The sequence below is a fragment of the Microbispora sp. H13382 genome (genome assembly GCF_014161445.1).
Lineage (GTDB): Bacteria > Actinomycetota > Actinomycetes > Streptosporangiales > Streptosporangiaceae > Microbispora.
On record NZ_JABBXA010000008.1, the window covers coordinates 296,590 to 321,627 of the forward strand.

The window sequence follows — 25,038 nt, forward strand, 5'->3', positions numbered from 1 at the left end:
CGGCGCCTCACCGAAGGGGAAAGCCGGGCTCGAGGGCCCGGTGAAGCTCTCAGGTCCGATGACAGAGGGGGAGACCGCTTCACGACCGGCCGCGCCACACAGGGCGCCGGGCGGTCGCCGCAGGTCTCGACCCGTCCAGGAGGCCCCTGTCATGACCGATCGGTCCACGCTCCGCGATCTTTCCGCTCCGCCCTTCGCGACCCGTCACATCGGCCCCTCGGAGGCCGGCCGCGCCCGGATGCTCGAGGCCGTCGGCTACGAGTCGGTGGCCGACCTGCTCGCCGTGGCCGTGCCCGAGGCGATCCGCACGCGCGGTCCGCTGAACCTGCCCGAGGCGGTGGGGGAGGCCGAGGCCCTGGCCGAACTGCGCGCCCTCGCGGGCCGCAACCGGGTGCTGACCCCCATGATCGGCCTCGGCTACCACGACACGATCACGCCGGGCGTCGTCCTGCGCAACGTGCTGGAGAACCCGGGCTGGTACACCGCGTACACGCCGTACCAGCCGGAGATCTCGCAGGGGCGGCTGGAGGCGCTGCTGAACTTCCAGACGGTCGTGTCGGACCTCACCGGCCTCGACGTCGCGGGCGCGTCCCTGCTGGACGAGGCGACCGCCGTGGCCGAGGCGATGACGCTGGCCCGGCGGGCGAGCAAGGTCAAGACCGACGTGTTCGTGGTGGACGCCGACGCGCTGCCGCAGACCAAGGCCGTGCTGGCGACCCGCGCCGAGCCGCTCGGCATCACGCTGGTGGAGTCCGACCTCACCGGTGAGCTGCCCGAGTGCTTCGGGGTCCTCGTGCAGTATCCGGGCGCGAGCGGCCGGGTGGCGTCCTTCCGCGCGGTCGCCGAGCGGGCCCACGCCCAGGGGGCGCAGCTCGTGGCCGCGGCCGACCTGCTGGCGCTGACCCTGCTGGAGTCTCCCGGGGAGCAGGGCGCCGACATCGCCGTCGGCTCCTCCCAGCGCTTCGGGGTGCCGCTGGGCTACGGCGGTCCCCACGCGGCCTACATGGCGGTCCGCGAGGGGCTGCAGCGGCAGATGCCGGGCCGTCTGGTCGGCGTCTCGGTGGACGCCGACGGCCGCACGGCCTACCGGCTCGCCCTGCAGACCCGCGAGCAGCACATCCGGCGCGAGAAGGCCACCAGCAACATCTGCACCGCGCAGGTCCTGCTCGCGGTCATGGCGTCCATGTACGCCGTCTACCACGGGCCGGACGGCCTGAAGAGGATCGCCCAGCGGGTGCACCGCCACGCGGCCGTCCTCGCCGCCGGGCTGCGCGAGAGCGGCGTGGAGGTCGTCCACGACGAGTTCTTCGACACCGTGCTCGCCCGCGTGCCCGGGCGGGCCGCCCAGGTCGTGGCCGCCGCCGCCGAGCGGGGCGTGAACCTGCGCCTCGCCGACGACGACCACGTCGGCGTCGCCTGCGACGAGAAGACCACCACCGGTCACCTGAGGGCCGTGTGGGAGGCGTTCGGCGCCGGGCCGGTAGTGGTGGAGGACCTCGACCGGGTGACGCCCGACGCCGTCCCCGCCGGTCTGCAGCGGACCTCGGACTACCTCACGCACCCCGTGTTCCACGCCTACCGGTCCGAGACGGCCATGCTGCGCTACCTGCGGCGCCTGCAGGACAAGGACATCGCGCTCGACCGCTCGATGATCCCGCTGGGCTCCTGCACGATGAAGCTCAACGCGACCACCGAGATGGAGCCCATCACCTGGCCGGAGTTCGCCTCCATCCACCCGTTCGCGCCGGCCGGGCAGGCCGAGGGGTACGCCGAGCTGATCGCGACGCTGGAGGGCTGGCTCGCCGAGGTCACCGGCTACGACCGGGTGTCGATCCAGCCGAACGCGGGGTCCCAGGGCGAGTTCGCCGGGCTGCTGGCGATCAGGTCCTACCACCGCTCCAGGGGCGAGGACGGCCGTGACGTGTGCCTCATCCCGTCCTCCGCGCACGGCACCAACGCCGCGAGCGCGGTCATGGCGGGCATGCGGGTGGTCGTGGTGGCCTGCGACGGATGCGGCAACGTCGACCTCGCCGACCTCGCCGCCAAGATCGACAAGCACCGCGACGCGCTCGCCGCGATCATGGTGACCTACCCGTCCACGCACGGCGTGTACGAGGAGACGATCGTCGAGATCTGCGAGCGGGTGCACGAGGCCGGCGGGCAGGTCTACGTGGACGGGGCCAACCTCAACGCGCTGGTGGGCCTGGCCAAGCTGGGCGAGTTCGGCGCGGACGTCTCCCACCTGAACCTGCACAAGACCTTCTGCATCCCGCACGGTGGCGGCGGGCCCGGGGTCGGCCCGGTGGCCGTCAAGGCCCACCTCGCCGAGCACCTCCCGGCGCACGTGTCGGCCGCGCCGTACGGCTCGGCGGGCATCCTGCCGATCTCCTGGGCGTACGTCAGGATGATGGGCGGCGACGGGCTGCGGCAGGCCACCGAGCAGGCGATCCTCTCGGCCAACTACCTGGCCCGGCGGCTGGCGCCGCACTACCCGGTGCTGTACACCGGCAGGGACGGCCTGGTCGCCCACGAGTGCATCGTCGACCTGCGCCAGATCACCAAGGAGACCGGCGTCACGGTGGACGACGTGGCCAAGCGCCTGATCGACTACGGCTTCCACGCGCCGACCATGTCGTTCCCCGTCGCCGGAACGCTCATGATCGAGCCGACGGAGAGCGAGGACCTGGCCGAACTCGACCGCTTCGCCGACGCGATGATCGCCATCCGGGGCGAGATCGCCAAGGTGGCGTCGGGCGAGTTCGACAAGACCGACAACCCGCTGCGAAACGCCCCGCACACGCCCGAGTGCCTCACCGCCGACGAGTGGACCCACCCGTACTCGCGGGCGGTCGCGGCCTACCCGGTGCCCGGCCTCCGGGACGACAAGTACTGGTCGCCGGTGCGCCGGATCGACCAGGCGTACGGCGACCGCAACCTCGTCTGCTCCTGCCCGCCCCTCGAGGCCTACGAGGACTGATCAGTTGAGTATGTCGGCCCCGCCCGGCGGCCGGTCTCGTTAAGATCGCGGTGATCGTTCCTCATCACCTGCGACCATGCGAGGCCCCTGTATGACGGCCATCGATTCCGGGCGGCGGTCCGACCGGCTCGACCACGCGCGCCGGCTCGCCGAGAGCGGCGACCTCGACGGCGCGGCCGCGATCTTCGCGGAGCTCGCCGCGGACGAGGCCGCGCCGGACCGCGGCGAGGCCGGCGAGGGCCTGTCCGTCGTGGTCGAGCGCATGGCCGAGCGGCTGCTGGAGGACGGCGAGCCCGAGCGGGCCGCCGACGTCCTGCTGGAGGCGCTGTCGGTCAGCGTGGTGGCCGACCCGGCGCGCCTGCGGGTGCTGCTCGGCATGGCCCATCTGGAGATGGCGTGCGCGCAGTTCGCCGGGGCCGTGGAGGACAGCCGCCAAGAGGGGGCCGACGCCGGCACCGGCGCACTCGCGATCGAACTACTGGCCCGTACGCTGCCGTTGCGCGGCCGCGACGGCGACGCGGAGACCGTGTGGCGCTACGGCCTCGATCACCCCGACGCGGCGCTCGCCGAGCAGGTGCGGCTGCGCCTCGGGCGGGACGTACGCCCCGCCATGGAAGGCGTCGTGGAGGCCTGATCCGCCGGGCAGGGCTCAGCGCTGATTGCGGCGGCTGATGGCGTAGGCGAAGTTGACCGCGATGATCCCGCCCCAGGCGAGCAGGAGCCCCGGAAAGTGCCCGGCTCCGGCCGCGATGGCGGTCAGCGGGATGCCGATGCCGAGTGAGCCGAGGGCCAGGCCCACGGCGCCGTCCTTCTGCTTGGGCTGGTTGCCCGGGGGCTGGTGGTGCAGCTGGGCCGCCACCTCGTTGCGTACCCGCGCGGCGATCTCGACGTCGAGCTTGTCGAGGAACGACTCGACCAGCGCGTCCTCGTACTCCGGGCCGAGGTCGCGGCGGGCCGCCATGACGGCGCGCAGGTCCTCACGGGTCGAGGGCGCCGCAGGCGGCGGGGGGACGGGGCGCCCGGTCGCGGGCGACGGCTGCGATGCGATGTCCGGCACCATCACATTCTGGCCCTTTCCGCGGCGGCCTGCCATCCTCCGATCGGAGGGTCGCCTCCTCCTGCTCCGGTCGGACCCGCTACCGTCACCCGCATGGAGATCGAGACCCCGCACGGCCGCGCCCTGGCCGAGGTGGACGAGGCGTCCGATCCCCGGCTGCTGCTGGTCCTGACCCACGGGTCCGGGGGAGGTGTGGACGCCCCCGACCTGCTCGCCGTACGTGACGCGGTCCTGGCCGCCGGGGGGACGGTCGTCCGGGTGATCCAGCCGTTCCGGCTGCGCGGCGCGCGGGCGCCGGGGTCGGCGGTCAAGCAGGACGAGGCGTGGCTGTCGATCGCCGCCGCGATCCGCGAGCGCCATCCGGGCCTGCCGTTCGTCCAGGGCGGGCGGAGCAACGGCGCGCGGGTCGCCTGCCGCACCGCGCGCGCCGCCGGCGCCGAGGCGGTGGTGGCGCTCGCGTTCCCGCTGCACCCGCCGGGAAAGCCGGAACGCTCACGGGCGGACGAACTGCGGCAGGCGGGGACCCCCGTGCTCGTGGTCAACGGGGATCGGGATCCGTTCGGCGTGCCGGACGAGAAGGACGCCGCACGTCTCGTGGTCCTCCCGGGGGAGGGACACGAGTTCAAGAAGGACCCCGCCCGGGTGGGCGAGGTGGTGGCGCGGTGGCTGTTGCCGCCTAGGCGGCGCTGATGGCCATGTCGGTGGGGCGATGCGGGGCGATGACGCCGCCGTCCGGCAGCAGTTCGCCGGTGTCCTCGAACAGCACGACACCGTTGCAGAGCAGACTCCAGCCCTGCTCGGGGTGACAGGCTATCGTGCGGGCGGCTTCTCGGTCCTTCGCGTCCGCGGTGGGACAGGCCGGTTCATGAGGGCACATCGCCGGGGCTCCGTGTCTTTTCGTTCGTTCGCTCGTTTTGTCTTGCGGGCGTCCCGTGGGCGCCGTCACGAGTGCCCTCGTTCAGGGTGCGAGGGGCTCGGTATGACGAACACCACACTGGACTACACCAGTTTGCGGCTCGGCCGCATCCGTACGACATAGTCCGTTCGGAGCATTTCCGCCGGTCGGGCAGGGGACCCGGCCGCACCCCGAGCAGGCTCGCGCGCACTGATGTGACCTAGTACACAAGAATGCCCCATTGCAGGCAACGGTCCGGCCTCGACACGCCGACGGCCCGGTAACCGGGAGATCACAGATTTCGGTCGCCGGGCGGGATCGATGCGGACGGCCCGGATATCCGGTGCCTCAGCCGCCGAGCCCGGCGATCAGCGCGTCGAGGCCGTGCTCGAAGTCGCGCTCGCCCTCGGCGGTGCGCGCGTCGCGTACCTCGGCGTCCGGATCGGCCCACCCCGACTGCTGGACCTCCACGGCCACGCTGCCGTGCACGTAGGCCCGCAGCGCGCGGACGGCCCGGGCCGGGTCGCCGATCCCCGCCTCGCGCAGCTGCTCGGTCTGCTCCCTGATCGCGATGAGGGCCGACCCCTTCGGGGGCTTGGTCAGGGCCAGCGACAGCACCCCCGGGTGTTCCAGCAGTGCGGCGCGGCTCGCGCGCGCCCAGGCGCGCGCCCTGTCCTGCCAGGTGGCGGCGCCGGCCGGGTCGACCTCCACGGTCGTCACGTGCTCGGCGAGGGCGTCCATCAGCGCCTCCTTGCCTCGCGGCAGGTGGTGGTAGATGGCCATGGCCTCCACCTGGAGGGCGTCGCCGAGCCTGCGCATGGTCAGCCGGCGCAGGCCCTGGCCGTCGGCGATGTGCAGGGCGGCGTCGATGATCCGCTCCCGGGACAGGGGGACGGGCGGTCGCTTGGCAGGCATGGCGATCATGCTGCCATATCGAGCCTTACTTCGTAAAGGGCGACGCACCCTGCGGTACGGGCCTCCGTGCGGAGCGCGTACGCTACCGCTTGCGACGTGAGTTCGATGCGCGAGCCGATACGAAGGGGCTGACGATGGCGTTTTTCCGTCCGCGGGTGAGCCGGGAGGCGGAGGTCCGCTACCACGCGGATCTGGAGACCCGGAAGAACTTCGACCACGTGCTGGACAAGCTCCGGGCGGCGCAGCGGCGGTTCCAGGAGGCGAAGGCGGCGGGCGCGCCGCTCCCCGAGCTCCGTGAGGCGGCCCTGGGCCTCGACGCGGCGCTGACCGAGGCGCTGCGCGCCGCCGAGGCGGGACAGCGTGCCACGTACGGTGTGAAGTCCTACGACAGCAGGATCGCCCGGCGCAAGGCGAGGGCCACCCCCGACGGCGCGCTGTGGACCGACGAGGTGAACCGGCTGCGCACGCTGCGCGAGGCGCACCGCCTCAGCGGCATCCCGCGGGTGCCCCGTGCCGGCAAGACGGGCGACCCCGCCCGCCTGACCCCGCGCGACGTGCGCAAGGGCCTGGCCGCCGCCGGTCGCTGAGCCCGCACGTCTGGCCTGCGCGTCTGGACCGGCCCGGCGTACGGCCCCGCAGGCGCGACGACGGTGATCGCGGCTCCTGACAAGGGAGCCGCGAAGGTCTACGATTCCGCCTCACACCCGAGCCGAGCGTCAGGGGCTCGGGGCCAGGAAGGCAGGTCGTCCCCTTGATCCCCGACTCGCTGTCGTCGTCACCGCTGGAACCCCTGATCACCAGGGAGTACGACACCGAACCCGCGCTCGTCCACGAACGCCTCCGGAGCACCTACGGCCCTGTGGCGCCGGTCGATCTCCTCGGTGTGCCCGTGTGGTTCGTCCTCGGTTACGACGAGGTGCTGCACGTCCTGCAGAACGCGGGCGAGCGCTGGAGCAAGTGCGTGGCCAACTGGCGGGCGTTCGCCGAGGGCCGCGTGCCCGCCGACTGGCCGCCGCTGACCCTGCTCGCGGCGGACAACACCGGGTTCCAGGACGGGGACAGGCATCGCGAGGGCCGCGCGGCCTGGGACGCCGCCCTCCGGCCGTACCAGGACCCCGCTCATCCGCAGGCGCAGGCGATGGAACGCGCCATCCTGCGCTACTGCGACGAGCTCGTCGACGTCATCACGGAGGGCACGTCCACGGGGCTCGCGGACCTGTGCGCGCAGTACGGGCGGCCGCTGCCGCTGATGGTCGCGGGCCACCTGTTCGGCATCAGCATCGACCGCGGCGACAACCTGGTGATGGACCTGTGGCGATTGTTGGACGGCCCTGACTCCGGCGGGGCGTTCCAGCGGCTCTACGCCACCTTCCTGGAACTCACGACGGTCAAGCGGAGACGGCCCGGCGAGGACGTCCCCTCCTACCTGCTCGCCGCCAAGCCGGACTTCACCGACGACGAGCTGGCCCGCGAGCTGTTCCTGCTGCCCGCCTTCCTCGACTTCACCGGCAGTCTGATCTGCAACGCGGTGGTCGAGATGATCACCAACCCGCGGCTGCGGGCGGCGTTGTCGACGGGGGCGATCGAGGAGGTGGTGAACCGGGTCGCGATGCTGAAACCGGCGATCGCCAACGTCACCCTCCGCTACGCCAGGGCGGAGGCGAAGCTGGGGAACTTCACGATCGCCGCGGGCGACCCCGTGCTGCTGTCCGTCGCGGCGGCGAACGCCGACCCGCGGATGGCCTCCGCGCTGAGTGACGACACCGTGCGCAGCACCCGCGCGCACCTGTCGTGGGGCGCGGGCCCGCACCGATGCCCGAGCCGGCGACTGGCCACCCAGATCACCACGATCGCCGTGCGCCGGCTGCTCGAGCGGTTCGCGGCGCTGGGCCTCGCGCTGCCGCCCGACCAGCTGCCCTGGCGCCCTTCTCCCTTCATGCGGGCGCTGCGCGCCCTGCCCGTGCAGTACGAGGTGCGGCCGGCGTCCGGGCCGCGCGACAGGAGCCATGCGGGTAGCTCGGGTATCTCGGGCAGCACGGATAGCTCGGGGAGCACGGGCGGCGAGGGTGGGCGGCAGCCGTCCGGCGCCCCCGCCGCCGGCGACCGCCCGGCCGCCCGGTCCGCGCTGTGGACCTTCCTGCGCAGGCTCCGGGGCGGGCGGCGGGACGACCAGCCGGGGGCCTGAAAGCCGTACGGCCCGCGCCCCCCTCACGGGGACGCGGGCCGTACTCATGTCCGGATCAGGCGGCGCTCAGCCGGCCCAGATCTCAGCTAGCCCAGTCGAGCAGCGGACGGGTGTTGCTCGGGTGGCGCAGCTTGGACAGCGACTCCTTCTCGAGCTGGCGGATCCGCTCCCGGGTCAGGCCCAGGTGCTTGCCGATCTCGTCCAGCGTGTGCGGCTTGCCGTCGGCCAGCCCGAAGCGCAGGCTCATGATCTTGGCCTCGCGCGGCGACAGGTTGCTCAGCACGCCCTTGAGCTGCTCGGCCAGCAGCTGCCGGTCCACGACCTCGGACGCCTCGGGGGAGTCGACGTCCTCGATGAGGTCGCCGATCCGGGTCTCGCCGTCCTCGCCGATGGTCGAGTCGAGGCTGATCGGCTGCCGGCTGGTGCGCAGCAGCTCCTCGATCTGGTCCGGAGTCTTGTCCAGCTCGACGGCCAGCTCCTCCGGCGTGGGCTCCCGGCCGAGCCGCTGGTGCATGTCACGCTCGACGCGCGACAGCTTCGACAGCATCTCCAGCACGTGGACGGGCAGCCGGATCGTACGGGCCGAGTCGGCGAAGCCGCGCTGGATGGCCTGCCGGATCCACCACATGGCGTACGTCGAGAACTTGTAGCCCTTGGTGTAGTCGAACTTCTCGACGGCGCGGATCAGGCCGAGGTTGCCCTCCTGCACGACGTCGAGCAGGGCCATGCCGCGGTCGGTGTACTTCTTGGCGACCGAGACGACCAGGCGGAGGTTGGCCTCCAGCATGTGGTCCTTGGCCCGCCTGCCGTCCTCGATGACCCACTCCAGGTCCTCGCGGACGCCCGGGGCGAGGCGCTCACCGCTCTCCAGGGCGGTCTCGAGCTTGTACTCGGCGTACAGCCCGGCCTCGATGCGCTTGGCCAGCTCCACCTCCTGGGCGGCGGTGAGCAGGGTGCGGCGGCCGATGGACTTCAGGTAGGTGTGCACCGAGTCGCCCATGACCGACGAGGTGTCGTCGAGGTCGAGCGTCTCGCTCTCCTCCGTCTCGGCCTCGTCGACCTGGAGCTCCTCGTCGTAAGGCTCCTCGTCGGTCTTCTTCGCGGCGCTCCTGGCGGCGGGCGCGCTCTTCTTGGCGGCCTCGGCCTGGGCGGCGCGGCGGGACTTCCTGGCGGGAGCCTTGCCCTTCTGGGTGCCCGCGGGGGCGGTGCCGCCCGGCGTGCCGTTGTCCGTGTCGGCGGCCAGGTTCACGCCCGCCTCGGTCAGCTCGCGCAGGATCGAGCGGCCCTCGACGGGGCTGACGCCGGCCTTGGCGAAGGCCTCGCGCAGCTCCGACAGGGAAAGGCGACCCTGCGCACGGCCTCGCTCCAGCAGCAGGTCGAGCGTCGTCGGGGTCACCTCGCGCTCGGGCGAGGCCGCCACGGCGGTCCGGGGCATGAGGACACCTCCTCCTTGCGGAGTTCATGGTTTCGAATGCTTGCGATCGGGGCGCGGCGTCCGGCGGCTCAGCGCACCAGTATCAATAACGCTCTCGCGCCTGGTTTGTTCCCTCACCCCGCGGGGGAGGGCGGTGGATCCGGCCGGGCGGCCCGGCCGGTAGGTGCTGTCAGTCGGGGATGATGGTGACGCTGACCTCGGGCATCGGCATGGGGTCGGCGTCCTCGATGCGCTCGGAGGTCCAGTAGCCGGCGACCCCGTCCGGGTCGTCCGTGAGCGCCTCCGACACCACGTCGGGGTCGGGAGTGGACCTCGGTCCGGTGAAGCCGCCGCGGCCGGAGTCGGCCGGGAGGATCTCGCGCGATCCCTCGTGGCCGCGACCCGCCGGGCCGAGCTTGGCGGCGGGAGCGTCGCCCGCCTTCGCGACGTCGTCGAGGCGCCCGGCGAACGCGGCGGCGGTGACCGACGCTCCGCCCACGATGACGACGCCGACGAGCACGGCGGAGGCCATCATCTTGTGGGCCGGCGTGAGGCGGATCGGTTGCATGCGGCGTCCCCTTCCCCCGCTCTCATAGACGCACGACGGTCACCCGCGGTTCCGGATCTTCACTTCCGGTTCTTCAGAGCGACCATATCCGGTTTGCCGTTCGGAAGGAGGGGAATCTGGGACACCAGCTCGACGGCACGCGGCGCGGCGTAGGCGGGCAGCCGCTCCTTGGCGAAGCCCCTCAGCTCGTCGAGCGTGACCTCGCGGGTGTCCCCCGAAACCACGACGGCGACCACGATCTCACCCCACTCGGGGTCGGGCCTGCCCACCACCACGACGTCGCGTACGGCCGGGTGCCCGGCCAGGACCTCGGCGACCGCGCCGGCCACGACCTTCCGGCCGCCGGTGTTGATCACGTCGTCGGCCCGGCCGAGCACGGTGAGCCGCCCGTTCTCCATCGAGCCGAGATCGGAGGTGACGAACCAGCCGCCCTCGAAGGGCCGCTCCTCACGCAGCCGGTAGCCCGAGAACAGCACCGAGCCCGAGATCCGCACCCGCCCGTCGCCGCCGATCTTGACCTCGACGCCGTCCAGCGGCACGCCGTCGTACACGCACCCGCCGCTCGTCTCGCTCATGCCGTACGAGGTGACGATCCGGAGTCCGGCGGCGCGGGCCTCGGCGAGCAGGCCGGCGGGAGCGGCGGCCCCGCCGAGCAGGATCACGGGGAAGGCCGTGAGGTCCGCACCCGCGTCGAGCACGCGCCGCACCTGGGTGGGGACCAGTGAGACGTAGTCGGCCCGGCTCGCGATGACCTCGGCGGGGGAGAAGCGGGGATGGACGATCGGCTCGGTGCCGCACAGCAGCGACCGGATGAGCACCTGCGCGCCGGAGATGTGCGAGGGCGGCAGGCAGCACAGCCAGCGGTCGCCCTCGCGGGCGCCGAGCCTGGCCAGCGAGGCCCGGGCCGAGGCGAGCAGCGCCTCGGCCGTCAGCTCCACGCCCTTGGGGGCGCCGGTGGAGCCGGAGGTCGCGATGATCAGCGCCGCGTCGGAGGGCTCCCCGTCCGGCTCGCGCCGCACGCCGTCGGCGGTGACGACGTGGGTCGGCCGCAGCGCGGCGAGCGTCGCCTCCAGCGCGGGCCCGGGCAGATCCGGGGACAGCGGCAGCACGGCGGGCCCGTCGCCGGTCAGGGCCTGCCGTACGGCCTCCGACAGGGCGGGCCCCGGAGGCAGGACGAGGGCGTGCACGGGTCGCTGTCCTGGGCGGTGTCCGGGAGGGCTGAGCACGGTCGTAAGGTTAGTCCCGGCGCGGTGGCCGCAGGTCGCCGCCTGGCAGGTGACGACGAAGGAGCGGGTGTGACGAGCGGGGTCGACTGGAAGCGGTCGGGCGAGTACGAGGACATCATCTACGAGACCGCCGAGGGCATGGCGAAGATCACGATCAACCGCCCCGAGCGGCACAACGCCTTCCGCCCCACGACGTTGTTCGAGCTCCGTGAGGCCTTCGACCGGGCCCAGGAGGACACCGAGGTCGGTGTGATCATCTTCACCGGCGCCGGGGACAAGGCGTTCTGCTCCGGCGGCGACCAGAAGATCCGCGGCGACGACGGCTACGTGGACGACAAGACCCACGGCATCGGCCGGCTCAACGTCCTGGACCTGCAGGTGCAGATCCGCCGCTGCCCCAAGCCGGTCATCGCGATGGTGGCGGGCTACGCCATCGGCGGCGGCCACGTGCTGCACGTCTGCTGCGACCTGACGATCGCCGCCGACAACGCGAAGTTCGGCCAGACCGGTCCCAAGGTGGGCTCGTTCGACGGCGGGTACGGCTCCTGGCTGCTCGCCGAGACCGTGGGCCTCAAGCGGGCCCGCGAGATCTGGTACCTGTGCCGTCAGTACGACGCCCAGACCGCGCTCCAGTGGGGCCTGGTCAACGCCGTCGTGCCGGTGGAGCGCCTGGAGGAGGAGACCGTCCAGTGGGCCCGCGAGCTGCTGGAGAAGTCGCCCCTCGCGCTGCGCATGCTGAAGGGCGCGCTCAACGCGGTGACCGACGGCGCGGCCGGCATGCAGCAGTTCGCTGGCGACGCGACGCTGCTCTACTACATGAGCGAGGAGGCCCAGGAGGGCCGCGACGCGTTCAAGGAGAAGCGCAAGCCGGACTTCTCGAAGTATCCCCGCCGGCCCTGACGGGCTCCGGGAGAGGCCGCGGAATGGCGGCGGCCTCTCCGTTTTGCCGTACGCTTGCGGCTGCGGGAACGGGAGGAGACGGGCGGGTGGACATAAACCGGGCCGGCCGGGGCGTTCTGGAGGCGCGGCGGTGAACCCGGCGACCGCTCTCTCGACCGTCCTGATCGACGAACTGGTGCGGTGCGGGGTCACCGATGTGGTGCTCGCCCCGGGCTCCCGGTCCGCGCCGCTGGCGCTCGCCGCGCACGGCGAGTCGCGGCTGCGGCTGCACGTACGCGTCGACGAGCGCTCGGCGTCGTACCTCGCGCTCGGCCTGGCCAAGCGGTCCGAGCGGCCGGTGGCTCTGGTCTGCACCTCCGGCACGGCGGCGGCCAACTTCCACCCCGCCGTGATCGAGGCGTCGGAGTCGGGGGTCCCGCTGCTCCTGCTGACCGCCGACCGGCCGCCCGAGCTGCGCGGCACCGGCGCCAACCAGACGATCGACCAGGTCAAGCTGTACGGTTCGGCCGTGCGCTGGTTCGCCGAGGTCGGCGTGCCGGAGGAGCGGCCCGGCCAGGTGGCCTACTGGCGGTCCCTGGTGTGCCGGGCCTGCCAGCGCGCCGCCGGCCCGCCGGACCCCGGCCCCGTCCACCTCAATGTGGCCTTCCGCGAGCCGTTGATCCCCGACGGCGACGCGAGCTGGTGCGAGCCCCTCGACGGCGACGCCTCGGGCGCGTGGATGAGGGCGCGGGTCGCGCCGCCGTCCGCCGCCCTGCACATCCCGCCGACCCGGCGCGGCGTGCTGGTCGTCGGCGACGGCGCCGCCAACGTGCGGCGGTACGTCGCCGCCGCGGGCATGGCGGGCTGGCCCGTGCTGTCGGAGCCCAACGGCGGCGGCCGGTACGGCGACCACGCGATCTCGACCTACCACTTCCTGCTGGGCGACCAGGAGTGGGCCGACGCCCACCGGCCGGACGTCGTGGTCACCCTCGGCCGCCCCGGGCTTTCGCGCCCGCTGCTGTCGTGGCTGCGCCGGGCCGAGGAGCACATCGTCGTGGCCCCCGACCTGACCCGGTGGCCCGACCCCACGCGTTCGGCGACCCAGGTGGCCCAGGCCGTGGAGATCCCGATCGCCGCGGGAGGGGACGCCTGGCTGCGTGCCTGGCGGAACGCCGACCGACTGGCCCGCGAGGCGCTCGACACGGTGCTCGACTCCTCCGGGCTGACCGAGCCGCGGCTGGCCAGGGACCTCGCCGAGGTGCTGCCCAACGGGTCGCTGCTGTTCTGCGGCTCGTCCATGCCGATCCGCGACCTCGACCAGGCCATGCGCCCGCGGCGAGGGCTGCGGCTCATGGCCAACCGGGGCGCCTCGGGCATCGACGGCCTGGTCTCCACCGCCGTCGGGGCCGCGCTCGCCCACAACGGGCCGGCGTACGCGCTGATCGGCGACCTGACTCTCCTGCACGACCAGAACGGGCTCATCCTCGGCCCGCGCGAGCCCCGGCCCGACCTGTGCCTGGTGGTGGTGAACAACGACGGCGGCGGGATCTTCTCGCTGCTGCCGCAGGCCGCGATCGAGGACCCGTTCGAGCGGGTCTTCGGCACCCCCCACGGAGTGGATTTCGGCTACCTGGCCGCCGCGAGCGGCCTGCCGTACACGCTGGTGGATGATCCCGAGGAGCTGTCCAGGGCGATCAAGGGGGACGGCCTGCGGCTGGTGGAGGCGCGTACCGACCGGGCGCGCAACGCGGCCGTCCACGCCGCGATGCGCGAGGCCGTACGCGCCGCCATGCGCGGTTGATCGTTTCCAGGTCGGAGGCGGGGGCGCGCCCGTCGTTCTGCGGGCTTACGCCTGTTGGTCCTTGCGGCGGATGCCGCACTCGCGGGGCGACGGCAGAATGGGTGCTGTTTCCCCGCCATGAGGAGTGAGATGCACGTCGACGAGTGGCTGCAGACCATCCCGTCCGTCTGGGTCTACGTGCTCGTGGGCGCCGTCATCGGGCTGGAGAGCCTGGGCATCCCGCTCCCGGGTGAGATCGTGCTGGTGAGCGCCGCGCTGCTGTCGTCCAGAGGAGTCGTGGACCCCCTGGTCGTCGGGATCTGCGCGAGCGGCGGCGCGATCGTCGGGGACTCGATCGGCTACCTGATCGGCCGCAGAGGCGGACGGCCGCTGTTCGACCGTCTGGGGCGGCGCTTCCCCAAGCACTTCGGCCCGGCGCACATCGCCAAGGCGGAGCAGGTGTTCAACCGTCACGGCATGTGGGCGGTGTTCTTCGGCCGCTTCGTGGCCCTGCTGCGGATCCTCGCCGGGCCGCTGGCCGGCGCGCTGCACATGCCCTACTGGCGCTTCCTCGTCGCCAACATCCTCGGCGGCGTGGTGTGGGCCGGCGGGACCACGGCCGCGATCTACTACCTGGGCGTGGTGGCCGACAAGTGGCTCAAGGGCTTCTCCTGGGTCGGGCTGGTGGTCGCCCTCCTGTTCGGGCTGGGCACCACGGTGTGGCTGAAGCGCAAGGCCACCAAGGCGGCCGACGAGGAGAGCGTGCCGGAGACCGTCAGCGCCTCCTGACGCGCCGTCCGTTTTCCGCCAGCCCCGCGGACGGTCGCGAGGCCACCATGAGGGCTATGACGTACGAGATCAGGGCCATCGCGCCCGACGTGCTCGACCAGCTGAGGAAGACCGACGACGCCGGGCGCCGGCCGCGCCGGATCGTCGAGCGCGAGGGCGGCAACCCGCTGCGCTGCTGCCTGCGCCGCTCCCGGCCCGGGGAGGCGATCCTGCTCGCGGCCTACGCGCCGCTGCGCCGCTGGGCGCTGGAGACCGGTGCGGACCCCGGGGCGTACGAGGAGGTCGGGCCGGTTTTCGTCCACGAGGAGCCGTGCGGGGGACCGGCGCAGGGCTATCCCGCGGCCATGGGCGGCCCGCGGCGGGTCTTCCGCACCTACCGCGCCGACGGTTCCATCCTGAACGGGTACCTCGTGGACGCGCACCAGTCGGCCGATCCTCTCGCGGCGTCGATCCTCCTGGACAGGCTGCTGGAGGACCCGGAGGCGGCGATGGTCCACGTGCGGGCCGTGGAGTTCGGCTGCTTCCTGTTCGAAATACGGCGCGTTGTGTTGGAGAATCCCACCACGGACGGCGTGCCGGTTCGTTGAGCCGGACGAAGCAGCGGCAGGGAAGGTCGCCTAGCGTTCGGGCGACGAGCCCGGCGACGGAAGGACCCCTTCGATGGCTGACACCGCAGGACGATGGCGGACACGGCTCGGTGAGCTGATCGCCGAGTACGAGATCCCCGGCGCGGCCCTGGCCTTCCTGCACGAGGGAGAGGTCCGCGAGTTCGCCGCCGGCGTGCTCAACGTCGCCACCGGCGTCGAGGCGACTCCCGACTCCCTCTTCCAGATCGGCTCGATCACGAAGGTGTGGACCTCGACGCAGATCATGCTGCTGGCCGAGCAGGGGCGGGTCACCCTCGACACCCCCGTGCGGGAGATCCTGCCGGAGTTCCGGGTCGCGGACCCGGAGGTGACCAAGAGGGTCACGCTCCAGCACCTGCTGTCGCACACCTCGGGCATCGACGGGGACCTGTTCCTCGACACGGGCCGAGGCGACGACTGCCTGGAGAAGTACGTCGAGGCGTGCGCGGACCTCGCGCAGAACCACCCGCTCGGCGCCACCCAGTCGTACTGCAACTCCGGCTTCTCCGTCGCGGGGCGGGTGGTCGAACGCCTGACCGGCAAGGTGTGGGACGCCGCGCTGCGCGAGCAGATCGTCGAGCCGCTGGGCCTGACCCACACCTGGACCCTGCCGGAGGACGTCCTGCGGTTCCGCGCGGCCATGGGCCACATCGACGGTGCGCCGGCGCCGATGTGGGGCCTGATGCGCTCGGCGGGACCGGCCGGGCTGATCTGCGCCCGCGCCGCCGACGTCGTGGCCTTCGCCCGTGCCCATCTGGAGGGCGGCCTGCTCGCCGATCCCCGCGCGATGTGGGAGCCGCAGGTGGACATCCCGAACCCGCACACCCTGGGCAGGCAGTGGGGGATCGGCTGGATCCTCGACGAGTGGGACGGCCGCCGGGTGATCTCGCACGGCGGCAACACGATCGGCCAGGCCGCCATGCTCTGGGCGGTCCCCGAGGCGGGTACCGTCGCGTGCGTGCTGGCCAACGGCGGCCAGACCGGCGCCTTCCAGCACGCCGTCGCCACCGAGCTGTTCGGCGACCTGCTCGGCCTGGCCGTCCCGCCCGTGCTCGGCCCGCCGGCCGAGCCGTACGAGACCGACGTGGAGCGGTACGCCGGGGTCTACGAGCGAACCGGCACGCGGATCACGATGACCGTGCGCGACGGAGCCCTGGCGACGCACATCGAGGCCACCGGGGCTCTCGCCGGCGCGCAGCCGCCCATGGACCTCGACCTCGTGCCGGTGGACGACGTCACGTTCGTCGGCCGCCCGCAGGGGCAGCCCGACTGGTGGTCCGCGGTGTTCTTCCGGCTCCCCGACGGCACGCCGTACGTCCACCTCGGCGCACGGGCCACGCCCAGGATCGGCTGAGGCGGAGGATGGACGCACGGCCGCGCGCCAGCCTGCGCCGGGTCCTGGAGGATCTCGGCAGCACCGTGCTCGACGTGGCCGCCTCACCCGGTGACCTCGACGCCGAGGTCACCGGGGTGCACATCTACGACCCCCTGGACGAGCCGCTGCTGCAGGAGGGGGCTCTCGTGCTCGCCGTCGGGGTGGACTCGGCCGAGCGGATACGGGCCCTGCTCGACGCGGCCGGTCCGGCGGCCGGAATCGTCGTGAAGCAGCCGGTGGAGGTCGACGATCCGCTCCGCGCGAAGGTCCGGGAGACCGGGGTCGCGGTGCTCGGTCTCACCCGCGCCGCGTCCTGGGCCCAGGTGGCGGCGCTGCTGCGCTCCCTGCTGGCCGAGCTGCGGGACCCGCTCCTGGACGAGTCGCCGGACGGCCTGTTCTCGCTGGCCAACGCCGTGTGCGCGCTGCTGGACGCGCCGGTGACCATCGAGGACCGCTCCTCGCGGGTGCTGGCGTACTCCGAGCGGCAGGAGGAGGCCGACCCCGGGCGGGTGGCGACCGTGCTCGGTCGTCAGGTGCCGGAGCGGTACCGGCGGATGCTGGAGGAAGGGGGCGTCTTCCGCCGGCTCTACCAGAGCCGTGAGCCGATCTACATCGAACTGCACGACGAGGGGATCAACCGGGCGGCGGTGGCCGTCCGCTCGGGCGACGAGATCCTCGGCTCCATCTGGGCCGCGGTGCGCGAGCCGCTCAGCGAGCAGCGGCGGCGCGCCCTCGCCGACGCCGCCAAGATCGTCGCGCTGCAGCTCCTGCGGCAGCGCGCCGGGGCCGACACCAGCAGGCGGCTGCGCGCCGATCTCCTGTCGACGGTGCTCGCCGGCGGCCGCGACGCCGCCGAGGCGGCGGGCCGGCTGGGCGTGGCGAGCGAGCGCCTGTGCGTGCTCGCGGCCCAGCTCACCGAGGAGGCGTACGACGACGCCGCCCGGCTGGAGAGCGACCGGCAGCGGTTCTGCGACGCTCTCGCCCTGCACGTCGGGGCCATCCACCCGAAGGCCGCCGCCGCGCTGGTCGGTTCGGTGGCCTACGCCGTGCTCCCTCTGCAGGCCGGCGGGCAGGAGGAGGCACGGGCCGTACGCGTGGCGGAGAGCTTCCTGACCAGGGTCGGCCCCCGGCACGCGGCCAACATCGGCGTGGGCCGCCTGGCGGCCGACCTCGCCGAGGTGGCCCGGTCGCGGGCCGACGCCGACCGGGCGCTGCGGGTGCTGCGTGCCAGGGGCGCCTCCGGCCAGGCGGCCGGGTACACGAGCGTGCACTTCGAGGCGTTGCTGCTCCAGTTCTCCGATCTGGTCCGGGCGGAGAAGCAGGCGCCCACCGGGCCGTACGAGCGGCTGCTCGCGTACGACGCCGAGCACGGCAGCGAGCTGGTCGCCACGCTGCGGGCCTATCTGGACGCCTTCGGCGACGTCAACGCCGCCGCCGCGCGGGTCCACGTGCACGCCAACACCTTCCGCTACCGCCTCAAGCGGTTGACCGAGATCGGCGGGCTGGACCTGACCGACCCCGACGCACGGCTCAGCGTCATGCTCCAGATGCGCATCTTCGGCCGATAGCACGACGCGCCACGGGGGCGCAGAACCCGTCAGCTCACCCGGCGGTGCACGTCCTCGGGGCTGCCCGACGGGCTCGATCCTGTGACTCCAAGTAATCGTTCGGTGAGCTTGCTGTAAACATCGGTCGATGAAAGAATTCGTACAGGCATTCGAATGAAGGGGGAGATGTGATGGAGCCCATTGAAGTCGCTCCCGCACATCCTCGGCCTTCGAATGCGCCATCCGGCGACTGGTGGGACGAGCTCATCGCCAACTCGTCCCTGTGGTCGTCCGAAGACTCCCTCGCCCGCGATCTGCTCTCCGGGCAACCCGTCCCGGGGGAGGACAGGGGTAATCGCGCCAGTTGCGCAGGAACCGCAGACGCTGGGGTTTCGTCTGTTCGCTCTGCGGGTGCCGGTACGGGCAATGCGGCCGACGACGCCGGTATGGCGGAGGCCACCGCTGGGGAGGCCGACGGCGATGCCACCGGCAATGCGACTGAAAGCGGTGCTGGTGCTGGTGGTCGTGGCGCGGGTGATCGCCGGGGTCGGTCGTCGTGGGTGCTGGTGGGTTCTGTTTGTGAGTCGGCGCGGGCGTTGGCGTTGGCGCGGGTTCCGGACGATGTGGATGTCTGTCTGGCTGAGGCTGAGGAGTTGGTGTTCGCGCGGGATCGGATCACCTCGGCGTTGGCGGATCGGGTGGGGCGGGTGCATCGGGCGGGGCAGGCCCGGCGGCATGGGCATGCCTCCATCCGCAGTTGGCTGCGCACCGCCGGAGGAATGAGCGTCGCGGGTGCGGGCCGGCTGCTGGCCCTGGGGATCGAGTTGGCCCGCCTGCCGCGGGTGCGGGAGAAGTTCGCGGCCGGTGGGTTGGCGGCGGGGGTGGTGGAGGCCATCTGCACCGCCGTTGCCGGCCTGTCCGATGAGCAGGCTGCGGTGGCTGAGCCGATCCTGCTGGAGCTGGCGGGCAAGGCGGGCGCGGCGGAGGTGGCCAGGGCCGGCCGTTATCTGCGGGCGGTGCTGGACCCCGATGGTGAGGACCGTGATGAGCGGGCCGATTACGGGCGGCGGTTCCTGCGGGTGCGCCCCGGCAAGGGCGGCGGGCTGGAGGGGGAGTTCTATCTGCCGCGTGAGCATGCCGCCCGGTTGCAGGCGTTGCTGGATGCGTATGCCAGGCCCAGGGCGGAGGGCGATGACCGGCCGCTGCGAGTGCGTCAGGCGGATGCGTTCATGGCGTTGCTGGAGGAGAAGATCGCCGCCGAGCTTCTGGTGCTGGTCAACGCCGAATCCCTCCCTGCCGACCCCACCCCCGGCCCCGAGACCTCCGAAGACACTCATGACAGCCACAGCGCCCAGAACACCGAGGGGACTGGAGACAGCCAGGACGCCGAAGACGCCGAGATGGCCCGGCACGCCGAGGACGCGCCCGTCAGCCGGGACGGCGAGGACACCGCTGCCCTCGTCGACGAGGGCGACACGCACGACGTCGGCGGCAACGGCCCCGTTGCCGGCACCGGTGACGCCGAGGAGACCGTTCCTGCGGTAGGTGCCGGGGCCGATGCCGATGTAGCCGCAAATGCCTTCGTCGAGAGCGCCGTCAACAGCGCCAACCCTGCAACCGGATCCCGTGACACGCGGTCCGGCGATGACGTGACCGGACGCGCGCAGGCGAAGAGCAGCGAGCGGAGCGAGTCGCATCAGGAGCCACAGCAGAGGGAGTCACAGCAGAGCCCGCCACGGCAGAGCGTGCCGAGGCCGGGGGAGTCACAGCGGCAGGAGTGGCACTCGCGGGTGTCGCGGTGGGGTGAGTGGCGGTCGCCTGATCCTCCTGGGGACACCTGTGCCCATCACGCCCACGCCGGGCCTCGGCCTGCGGGGGACTGCCGCGATGCGCAGCCCCCGCGTGAGAATGACGGCCACGAGCACCAGTGGCACGGCGAGGGCGCGTCCGGATACGGGTGCGGGTGCGGGGATAGGGCGCGGTGCTCGTCCGCAGCGCCGGGGGCGCCCGGCACGCGGGGACCAGAGCCGGAGAGGCCATCGGGACCAGGGCCGGGGGCGTCACCGGGAGCGTCGGCCGGAGGGCTGCCTGGGGCGCTGCTGGGGACGGCGCCGGGGTTGCTGCTGGCGACGGGGCAGGTGCTGCCCGTCTCCGGCGTGCACCGGCTGGCCCGCACCTCCACCCTGGTGCGCCTGGTGATGGACGCCGAGGGACAGGTCCTGGACATGGGCCGCAAGGTCCGATTGGCCACCCCCGCCCAGCGGCGGGCGATCTACGCGCGCTATGCCACCTGCTGGATCGACGGCTGCCCGCTGCCGGCCACCAGGTGCCAGATCGACCACGCCGACAACTGGAGCAGCGGCGGCCTGACCGACCTCAAACTGCTGGGCCCGGCCTGCCAGTTCCACAACCGCGACCGCTACCAGCACCCCGACCGCTACACCCGCCGCAAGACCGGCACAGACCGCTGGGCCTTCACCTACCATCGCCTCGCGGGAGCCCGGAGGCTACGGGAATGACAGCCAACCGAATCCTCTGCTCGCAGGCGGCAGGCACGCGTCGGCGGCATGGGCGGCCGGCATGGGCGGGTGGTATGGACGGGCGGTATGGACGGTGCCGTCAGAGAGAGATCCACTCCGTGGCGACGGTGACCTCGTCCAGCAGCGACGGGATCGGCTCGACCCCGATGCCGGGGCCGGTGGGCACGGTCAGATGACCGTCTTCGAGCTCGAAGGGCGGTGTGATGTCGGTGCTGTAGTAGCGGCGGGAGCCGGAGGTGTCGCCGGGCAGGGTGAAACCGGGAAGCGCGGCCAGTGCGACGTTCGCGGCGCGGCCGATGCCCGTCTCCAGCATGCCGCCGCACCAGACCGCGACGCCGTGCGCTCGGCACAGGTCGTGGATGCGCCGGGCTTCGAGGTAACCGCCGACCCGGCCGGGCTTGATGTTGACGACCGAGCAGGCGCCGAGGGAGATGGCCGCCGCCGCGTGCTCGGCGGACTCGATCGACTCGTCCAGGCAGATCGGCGTGCGGATCGACCGGGCGAGCCGGGCGTGCTGGACCATGTCGTCGTTGGCCAGCGGCTGCTCGATGAGCAGCAGGCCGAAATCGTCCAGGCGCGCCAGGTGGGGAGCGTCGGCAAGGGTGTAGGCGGCGTTCGCGTCGACCTGCAACGGCAGCTCGGGGCCGAATCGCTCGCGTACGGCGCGTACGGGCTCCAGATCCCAGCCGGGCTGGATTTTGAGCTTGATGCGGACATAACCCTCGTCCAGGTAGCCCGTGACGGCGTCGAGCAGTTCGGGGACGGAGTTCATGATGCCGACCGAGACCCCGGCCGGCACCCGGCTCCTGGTGGCGCCGAGGAAGGCGGCGAGCGACTGCCCGGTGGCACGCAGGTGGGCGTCCAGCACGGCCGTCTCCAGGGCCGCCTTGGCCATGCGGTGCCCCTTGATCGGGTGCAGCGCCTCGTTGACGGCGTACGGGCCGGGACGCGAGGGCAGCGCGGGGATCAGGAAGCGGCGCAGCACGTCGGCCGCGCCCTCGGCGTACTCGGAGGAGTACAGCGGCTGGGACATCGCCACGCACTCGCCCCAGCCCTCGGCGTCGGGGGTGACGACGCGCAGCAGCAGCACGTCATGCCGCGTCTCGGTGCCGAACGACGTGCGGAACGGCGCGACCAGCGGCATCGCGATCCGCCGCAGCTCGATCCCGGTGATCTTCATGCCCGTGGTTTTCATGCCCGTGGTTTTCATACCAGTGCGCGGCAGTCGCCGCCGCTCCCTTCGTCGCGGCCGTCCCGGCGGACGACGTAGCAGGACTTGTCGTGAAACCCGGTGACCCGCGCGCCGTCGCGCAGCAGGTCGCCGAGCACTTCGCGCAGGGCCAGCCGCCAGGCCCGGGCCGCGGCCGGATCCGTCACGCGCAGGGTCTCGATGTCTCCGGGTACGGCGACCAGCACCGTCTCGGCGTCGGTGCGGCCCCGCACGGGCCGGCCGCCGTCGTCGTCCAGCCCGGTGACCGCGTCCGGCGGGATCCCCATCGGGGACGGCTCACGCCGTACGGCGGCGAGCACGCGCGGCGAGGTCAGGCGCCAGACCGCGAGCACCCGGTCGCTCTCGTCCCCGGCGTTGATCGCGTCGCCCATGGTGCCGTAAAAGGCGGGCAGGTACTCCTCGGGCCGGGCGCCGAGCTTGGCGAGGTTGAAGTGGGCGTTGCGGCGCACCAGCGGGTCGTACGTCCAGGTGATCGTCTCCAGGCCGCGGTCGAGCGCCCACTCGCGCTGGTGCAGCTTCAACGCGAAACCGGCGCCCTGCCCGGCGAGAGTCCCGGTGATGTGGGAGTGCAGCGCCCGCCGCGGCGGGGCCGCGACGAACCCGACCGACGCGCCGACCAGCCGGTCATGTCGGTAGGCCCCCGCGACGTAGTTGCCGGCGTGGGAGAGCGCGCGCATCATCTCCGCCGTCACCGGAGCGCCCCCGGGATCCGGCCGCCAGATGCCGGCGAACAGCCGGCAGACGTCCTCGAACTCCTCGATGGCGTGCAGTTCCCGCAGAGACAGCTCGCGGGGATGCGGCTCGTGGGCATGCGGCTCGATGGGGCCGCTCATCCGCGCACCGCCTCGACCAGGCCCGTCAGCAGCGCGGCGCGGCGCGGCATCTCGGCCACGACCACGTGCTCGTCGTCGGCGTGCGCGCCGCCGCCGACCGCGCCGAGCCCGTCCAGGGTGGGGCAGCCCACGCCGGCGGTGAGGTTGCCGTCCGACGCGCCCCCGACGGCCGCGCTCGGAAGGGGAGCGAGTCCGAGGCCGGCGGCGACCCGCTGGGCGAGCGCGAACAGGCCGTCCGACGAGGCCGGTTCGAGCGGCGGGCGGTTCGGGCCGCCGAGGACCTCCAGGCGGGTTCCGGGCGTCCGGGGCGACAGCGCCCGCATCAGCGCGTCCACGCGGAGCTGGGCCGTGACGGTCGGCACGCGGACGTCCACGGCCAGGCGGGCCAGCGCGGGCACGGTGTTCACGGTGGTGCCGCCGGACAGCAGCGTCGGCGTGACCGTCGTGCCGTCCGGGTTTGCGTCCGGGTTTGCGTCCGAGGTTCCTTCCGTGCCGCCCTCAGCGGCCATCGCGGCGACGGCGAGGATCTGGTGGGCGAGCTCCACTCCCGCGTTGGCCCCTTTGCCGGGATCGAGGCCGGCGTGGGCGGCCCGGCCGCGCACCACGATCTCGTACGTGGAGATGCCCTTGCGCGCGGTCTTGAGCGCGCCGCCGTCGGCGCTCGCCTCCAGCACGAAGGCGGCGGCGCGCCCGCGGGCCGACTCCTCGACCAGGGCGCGGGAGGACGGCGACCCGAGCTCCTCGTCCCCGGTGACCAGCACGCACACGCCGTCCGGGGAGGGGAGCGCGGCCAGCGCGTGGAACATCTGCACCAGCCCGGCCTTCATGTCGAACACGCCGGGCCCCCGCGCTATCCCGCCGGCGATCGACCACGGCCGCGAGCGGAGGGAACCGATCGGCCAGACCGTGTCGTGGTGGCCGAGCAGCAGCACACGCGGCTCGCCGAAGCTCCACCGCAGGTGCGTCACGCCGTCGATCACGATCGTCTCCGGAGGTGCGCCGAGCAGGCGGCGCCCCTGGCCGGCGACCACGGCGGCGCTGCGGGCCACGGCCTCGTGGTCGGCGGAGAACGACTCGCAGCAGACGAGCTCCTCCAGGTCCGCGAGCATGGCGGAGAGGTTCACAGTGGTGGTCACCGGGGCCTGCCCAGCTCGGCGCGGAACAGCCGCCGCACGTTGCCGCCGAGGATCTTCAGGATGTCGTCTTCTGCCAGCCCCCGCCGCAGCAGCGCCTCGGTGACCAGGGGCAGCCCGCGCGGCCCGTCCAGCCCGGGCAGGGCGGCGCCGGGGTCGATCCCGTCGAAGCCGAAGTCCTCACAGCACGGGGGAGTGACGTCGTGCAGCACCTCGCGGACGAAGTCGGGCCCCAGCCCCACGTGGTCCATCCCGGCAACCGCGGCGACGTGCTCGATGTGCTCCACCAGCCGGTCCAGTGTGTGATCGGCGGGATCCTCGGCGAGGAAGACGGGGAAGAAGTTGACGCAGACGACCCCGCCGGTGGCGGCGACGCCGCGGATCTGGTCGTCGGTGAGGTTGCGGTGGTGATCGCGCAGGGCCCGGGCGGAGGAGTGGGTCGCCATCACCGGGCGGGTGGCCAGCTCCAGCACGTGCTCGACCCCGCGTGCGCCCAGATGGGAGACGTCGAAGATCATGCCGAGCCGCTCCATCTCCCGTACGGCCGCCACCCCGGCGTGGGTGAGCCTGCCGCCGGTGGCGTCCTCGCCGCTGCCGTCCGCCAGCGGCGTGCGCCCCCAGTGGGCGATCGAGGCGACCCGTACGCCGAGCCGGTGCAGGGTGGGCAGCAGTTCGACGGAGGAGTCCAGGCCGGGCATGCTCTCCAGCGCCAGGACCAGGGCGATCACGCCGTCGTCGAGCGCCCGGTCGACCTGCGCGCCGTCCAGGCAGAGCCGTACGGCGTCCGCGTTGCCCTCGGCCAGCGTGTGCGCGCACTCGATCATCCGCAGGGTCTGGCGCAGCGCGCCCTCCGGCCGGTAACGGTCGTCCACGAAGACCGGCAGCACCTGCAGGTCCACGCCGCCGTCCCGCAACTGGGGCAGCCACCGTTCCCGGAAGAACCCCGCCCACCGGGCCGGAGGGCGTTCGGCGACGGCCATCAGCAGGTCGTTGTGCGTGTCCGCGACGACGGCGGTGTGATGAAGGCGCTGGTGGAGGTGGCGCTGGGGCTCGGCTGACACCCCGCTG

Annotated in this window: 22 protein-coding genes; 12 read left to right on the plus strand and 10 right to left on the minus strand. The window is 72.8% G+C overall.

Going from position 1 to position 25,038, the window contains the following annotated elements:
- Nucleotides 1-151 precede the first annotated feature (151 nt).
- A complete protein-coding gene (gene gcvP / locus HHX41_RS18795) occupies nt 152-2,977 on the plus strand; it encodes an aminomethyl-transferring glycine dehydrogenase (protein ID WP_182907006.1) in 2,826 nt (941 codons plus the stop codon).
- A 91-nt stretch (nt 2,978-3,068) separates the two neighbouring features.
- The gene (locus HHX41_RS18800; protein ID WP_169984386.1) at nt 3,069-3,611 is read left to right on the plus strand and encodes a hypothetical protein; all 543 of its coding nucleotides are present in this window, start codon (nt 3,069-3,071) and stop codon (nt 3,609-3,611) included.
- Nucleotides 3,612-3,626: 15 nt separating this feature from the next.
- Here HHX41_RS18800 and HHX41_RS18805 read toward each other — a convergent pair whose 3' ends face one another.
- Nucleotides 3,627-4,034: a hypothetical protein gene (locus HHX41_RS18805; protein ID WP_169984385.1), complete on the minus strand. Its 408-nt coding sequence runs from the start codon at nt 4,032-4,034 to the stop codon at nt 3,627-3,629.
- A 93-nt stretch (nt 4,035-4,127) separates the two neighbouring features.
- Here HHX41_RS18805 and HHX41_RS18810 point away from each other — a divergent pair, with 93 nt between their 5' ends.
- Nucleotides 4,128-4,724, plus strand: coding sequence for an alpha/beta family hydrolase (locus tag HHX41_RS18810; protein ID WP_169984384.1), 597 nt, complete (start codon nt 4,128-4,130; stop codon nt 4,722-4,724).
- Here HHX41_RS18810 and HHX41_RS18815 read toward each other — a convergent pair.
- Both HHX41_RS18815 and HHX41_RS18820 read right to left on the minus strand, forming a co-directional pair.
- Nucleotides 4,711-4,911, minus strand: a complete 201-nt coding sequence (locus HHX41_RS18815) for a DUF5999 family protein (protein ID WP_169952435.1) — start codon at nt 4,909-4,911, stop codon at nt 4,711-4,713. The two genes, HHX41_RS18810 and HHX41_RS18815, sit on opposite strands and share 14 nt — an antisense overlap.
- 366 nt (nt 4,912-5,277) lie before the next feature.
- The gene (locus tag HHX41_RS18820) at nt 5,278-5,844 is read right to left on the minus strand and encodes a TetR/AcrR family transcriptional regulator C-terminal domain-containing protein (protein WP_169984383.1); all 567 of its coding nucleotides are present in this window, start codon (nt 5,842-5,844) and stop codon (nt 5,278-5,280) included.
- A 134-nt stretch (nt 5,845-5,978) separates the two neighbouring features.
- Between HHX41_RS18820 and HHX41_RS18825 the strand changes: the two genes are divergently transcribed.
- Nucleotides 5,979-6,431 (plus strand): hypothetical protein, encoded by a 453-nt coding sequence (locus HHX41_RS18825; RefSeq protein ID WP_249350410.1) that lies wholly within the window; start codon nt 5,979-5,981, stop codon nt 6,429-6,431.
- Between the two features lie 164 nt (nt 6,432-6,595).
- The gene (locus tag HHX41_RS18830; RefSeq protein WP_182907007.1) at nt 6,596-8,029 is read left to right on the plus strand and encodes a cytochrome P450; all 1,434 of its coding nucleotides are present in this window, start codon (nt 6,596-6,598) and stop codon (nt 8,027-8,029) included.
- An 82-nt stretch (nt 8,030-8,111) separates the two neighbouring features.
- Here the strand turns inward: HHX41_RS18830 and HHX41_RS18835 are convergent, their stop codons facing one another.
- From HHX41_RS18835 to HHX41_RS18845, 3 genes are all read right to left on the minus strand, one after another.
- The gene (locus HHX41_RS18835; protein ID WP_182907008.1) at nt 8,112-9,464 is read right to left on the minus strand and encodes an RNA polymerase sigma factor; all 1,353 of its coding nucleotides are present in this window, start codon (nt 9,462-9,464) and stop codon (nt 8,112-8,114) included.
- 169 nt (nt 9,465-9,633) lie between these two features.
- Nucleotides 9,634-10,011: a hypothetical protein gene (locus tag HHX41_RS18840; RefSeq protein ID WP_182907009.1), complete on the minus strand. Its 378-nt coding sequence runs from the start codon at nt 10,009-10,011 to the stop codon at nt 9,634-9,636.
- Between the two features lie 59 nt (nt 10,012-10,070).
- Nucleotides 10,071-11,198, minus strand: a complete 1,128-nt coding sequence (locus tag HHX41_RS18845; RefSeq protein ID WP_182907010.1) for an AMP-binding protein — start codon at nt 11,196-11,198, stop codon at nt 10,071-10,073.
- Nucleotides 11,199-11,306: 108 nt separating this feature from the next.
- Here HHX41_RS18845 and menB point away from each other — a divergent pair, with 108 nt between their 5' ends.
- The 7 genes from menB (at nt 11,307) to HHX41_RS18880 (ending at nt 20,752) form a co-directional block, all read left to right on the plus strand.
- Complete coding sequence (menB, locus tag HHX41_RS18850) at nt 11,307-12,137, plus strand: 1,4-dihydroxy-2-naphthoyl-CoA synthase (protein WP_182907011.1); 831 nt, start codon at nt 11,307-11,309, stop codon at nt 12,135-12,137.
- 130 nt (nt 12,138-12,267) lie between these two features.
- Nucleotides 12,268-13,917: a 2-succinyl-5-enolpyruvyl-6-hydroxy-3-cyclohexene-1-carboxylic-acid synthase gene (gene menD, locus HHX41_RS18855; RefSeq protein WP_182907012.1), complete on the plus strand. Its 1,650-nt coding sequence runs from the start codon at nt 12,268-12,270 to the stop codon at nt 13,915-13,917.
- Nucleotides 13,918-14,046: 129 nt separating this feature from the next.
- Nucleotides 14,047-14,685, plus strand: coding sequence for a DedA family protein (locus HHX41_RS18860; RefSeq protein ID WP_169984376.1), 639 nt, complete (start codon nt 14,047-14,049; stop codon nt 14,683-14,685).
- Nucleotides 14,686-14,741: 56 nt separating this feature from the next.
- Nucleotides 14,742-15,272 (plus strand): DUF1203 domain-containing protein, encoded by a 531-nt coding sequence (locus tag HHX41_RS18865; RefSeq protein WP_182907013.1) that lies wholly within the window; start codon nt 14,742-14,744, stop codon nt 15,270-15,272.
- A 73-nt stretch (nt 15,273-15,345) separates the two neighbouring features.
- Complete coding sequence (locus HHX41_RS18870; protein ID WP_182907014.1) at nt 15,346-16,665, plus strand: serine hydrolase; 1,320 nt, start codon at nt 15,346-15,348, stop codon at nt 16,663-16,665.
- Between the two features lie 8 nt (nt 16,666-16,673).
- The gene (locus tag HHX41_RS18875) at nt 16,674-18,254 is read left to right on the plus strand and encodes a helix-turn-helix domain-containing protein (RefSeq protein ID WP_182907015.1); all 1,581 of its coding nucleotides are present in this window, start codon (nt 16,674-16,676) and stop codon (nt 18,252-18,254) included.
- 425 nt (nt 18,255-18,679) lie between these two features.
- The gene (locus tag HHX41_RS18880; RefSeq protein WP_259401084.1) at nt 18,680-20,752 is read left to right on the plus strand and encodes a DUF222 domain-containing protein; all 2,073 of its coding nucleotides are present in this window, start codon (nt 18,680-18,682) and stop codon (nt 20,750-20,752) included.
- Nucleotides 20,753-20,852: 100 nt separating this feature from the next.
- Here HHX41_RS18880 and menC read toward each other — a convergent pair whose 3' ends face one another.
- Genes menC through HHX41_RS18900 form a run of 4 tightly spaced genes read right to left on the minus strand, consistent with a single transcriptional unit; the run spans nt 20,853 to nt 25,031 of the window.
- Nucleotides 20,853-21,953, minus strand: a complete 1,101-nt coding sequence (gene menC, locus HHX41_RS18885; protein ID WP_182907063.1) for an o-succinylbenzoate synthase — start codon at nt 21,951-21,953, stop codon at nt 20,853-20,855.
- Nucleotides 21,954-21,979: 26 nt separating this feature from the next.
- Nucleotides 21,980-22,837 carry a GNAT family N-acetyltransferase gene (locus HHX41_RS18890; RefSeq protein WP_182907017.1) on the minus strand — a complete coding sequence of 286 codons (858 nt, stop codon included), beginning with the start codon at nt 22,835-22,837 and terminating at the stop codon, nt 21,980-21,982.
- On the minus strand, nt 22,834-23,973 hold the full coding sequence (locus tag HHX41_RS18895) for a M20 family metallopeptidase (RefSeq protein ID WP_310742055.1): 1,140 nt from the start codon (nt 23,971-23,973) through the stop codon (nt 22,834-22,836). The genes HHX41_RS18890 and HHX41_RS18895 overlap by 4 nt, the downstream gene beginning before the upstream one ends.
- A complete protein-coding gene (locus tag HHX41_RS18900; protein WP_310742056.1) occupies nt 23,970-25,031 on the minus strand; it encodes a membrane dipeptidase in 1,062 nt (353 codons plus the stop codon). Before HHX41_RS18900 ends, HHX41_RS18895 begins: the two co-directional genes overlap by 4 nt.
- Between the last annotated feature and the right edge of the window lie 7 nt (nt 25,032-25,038).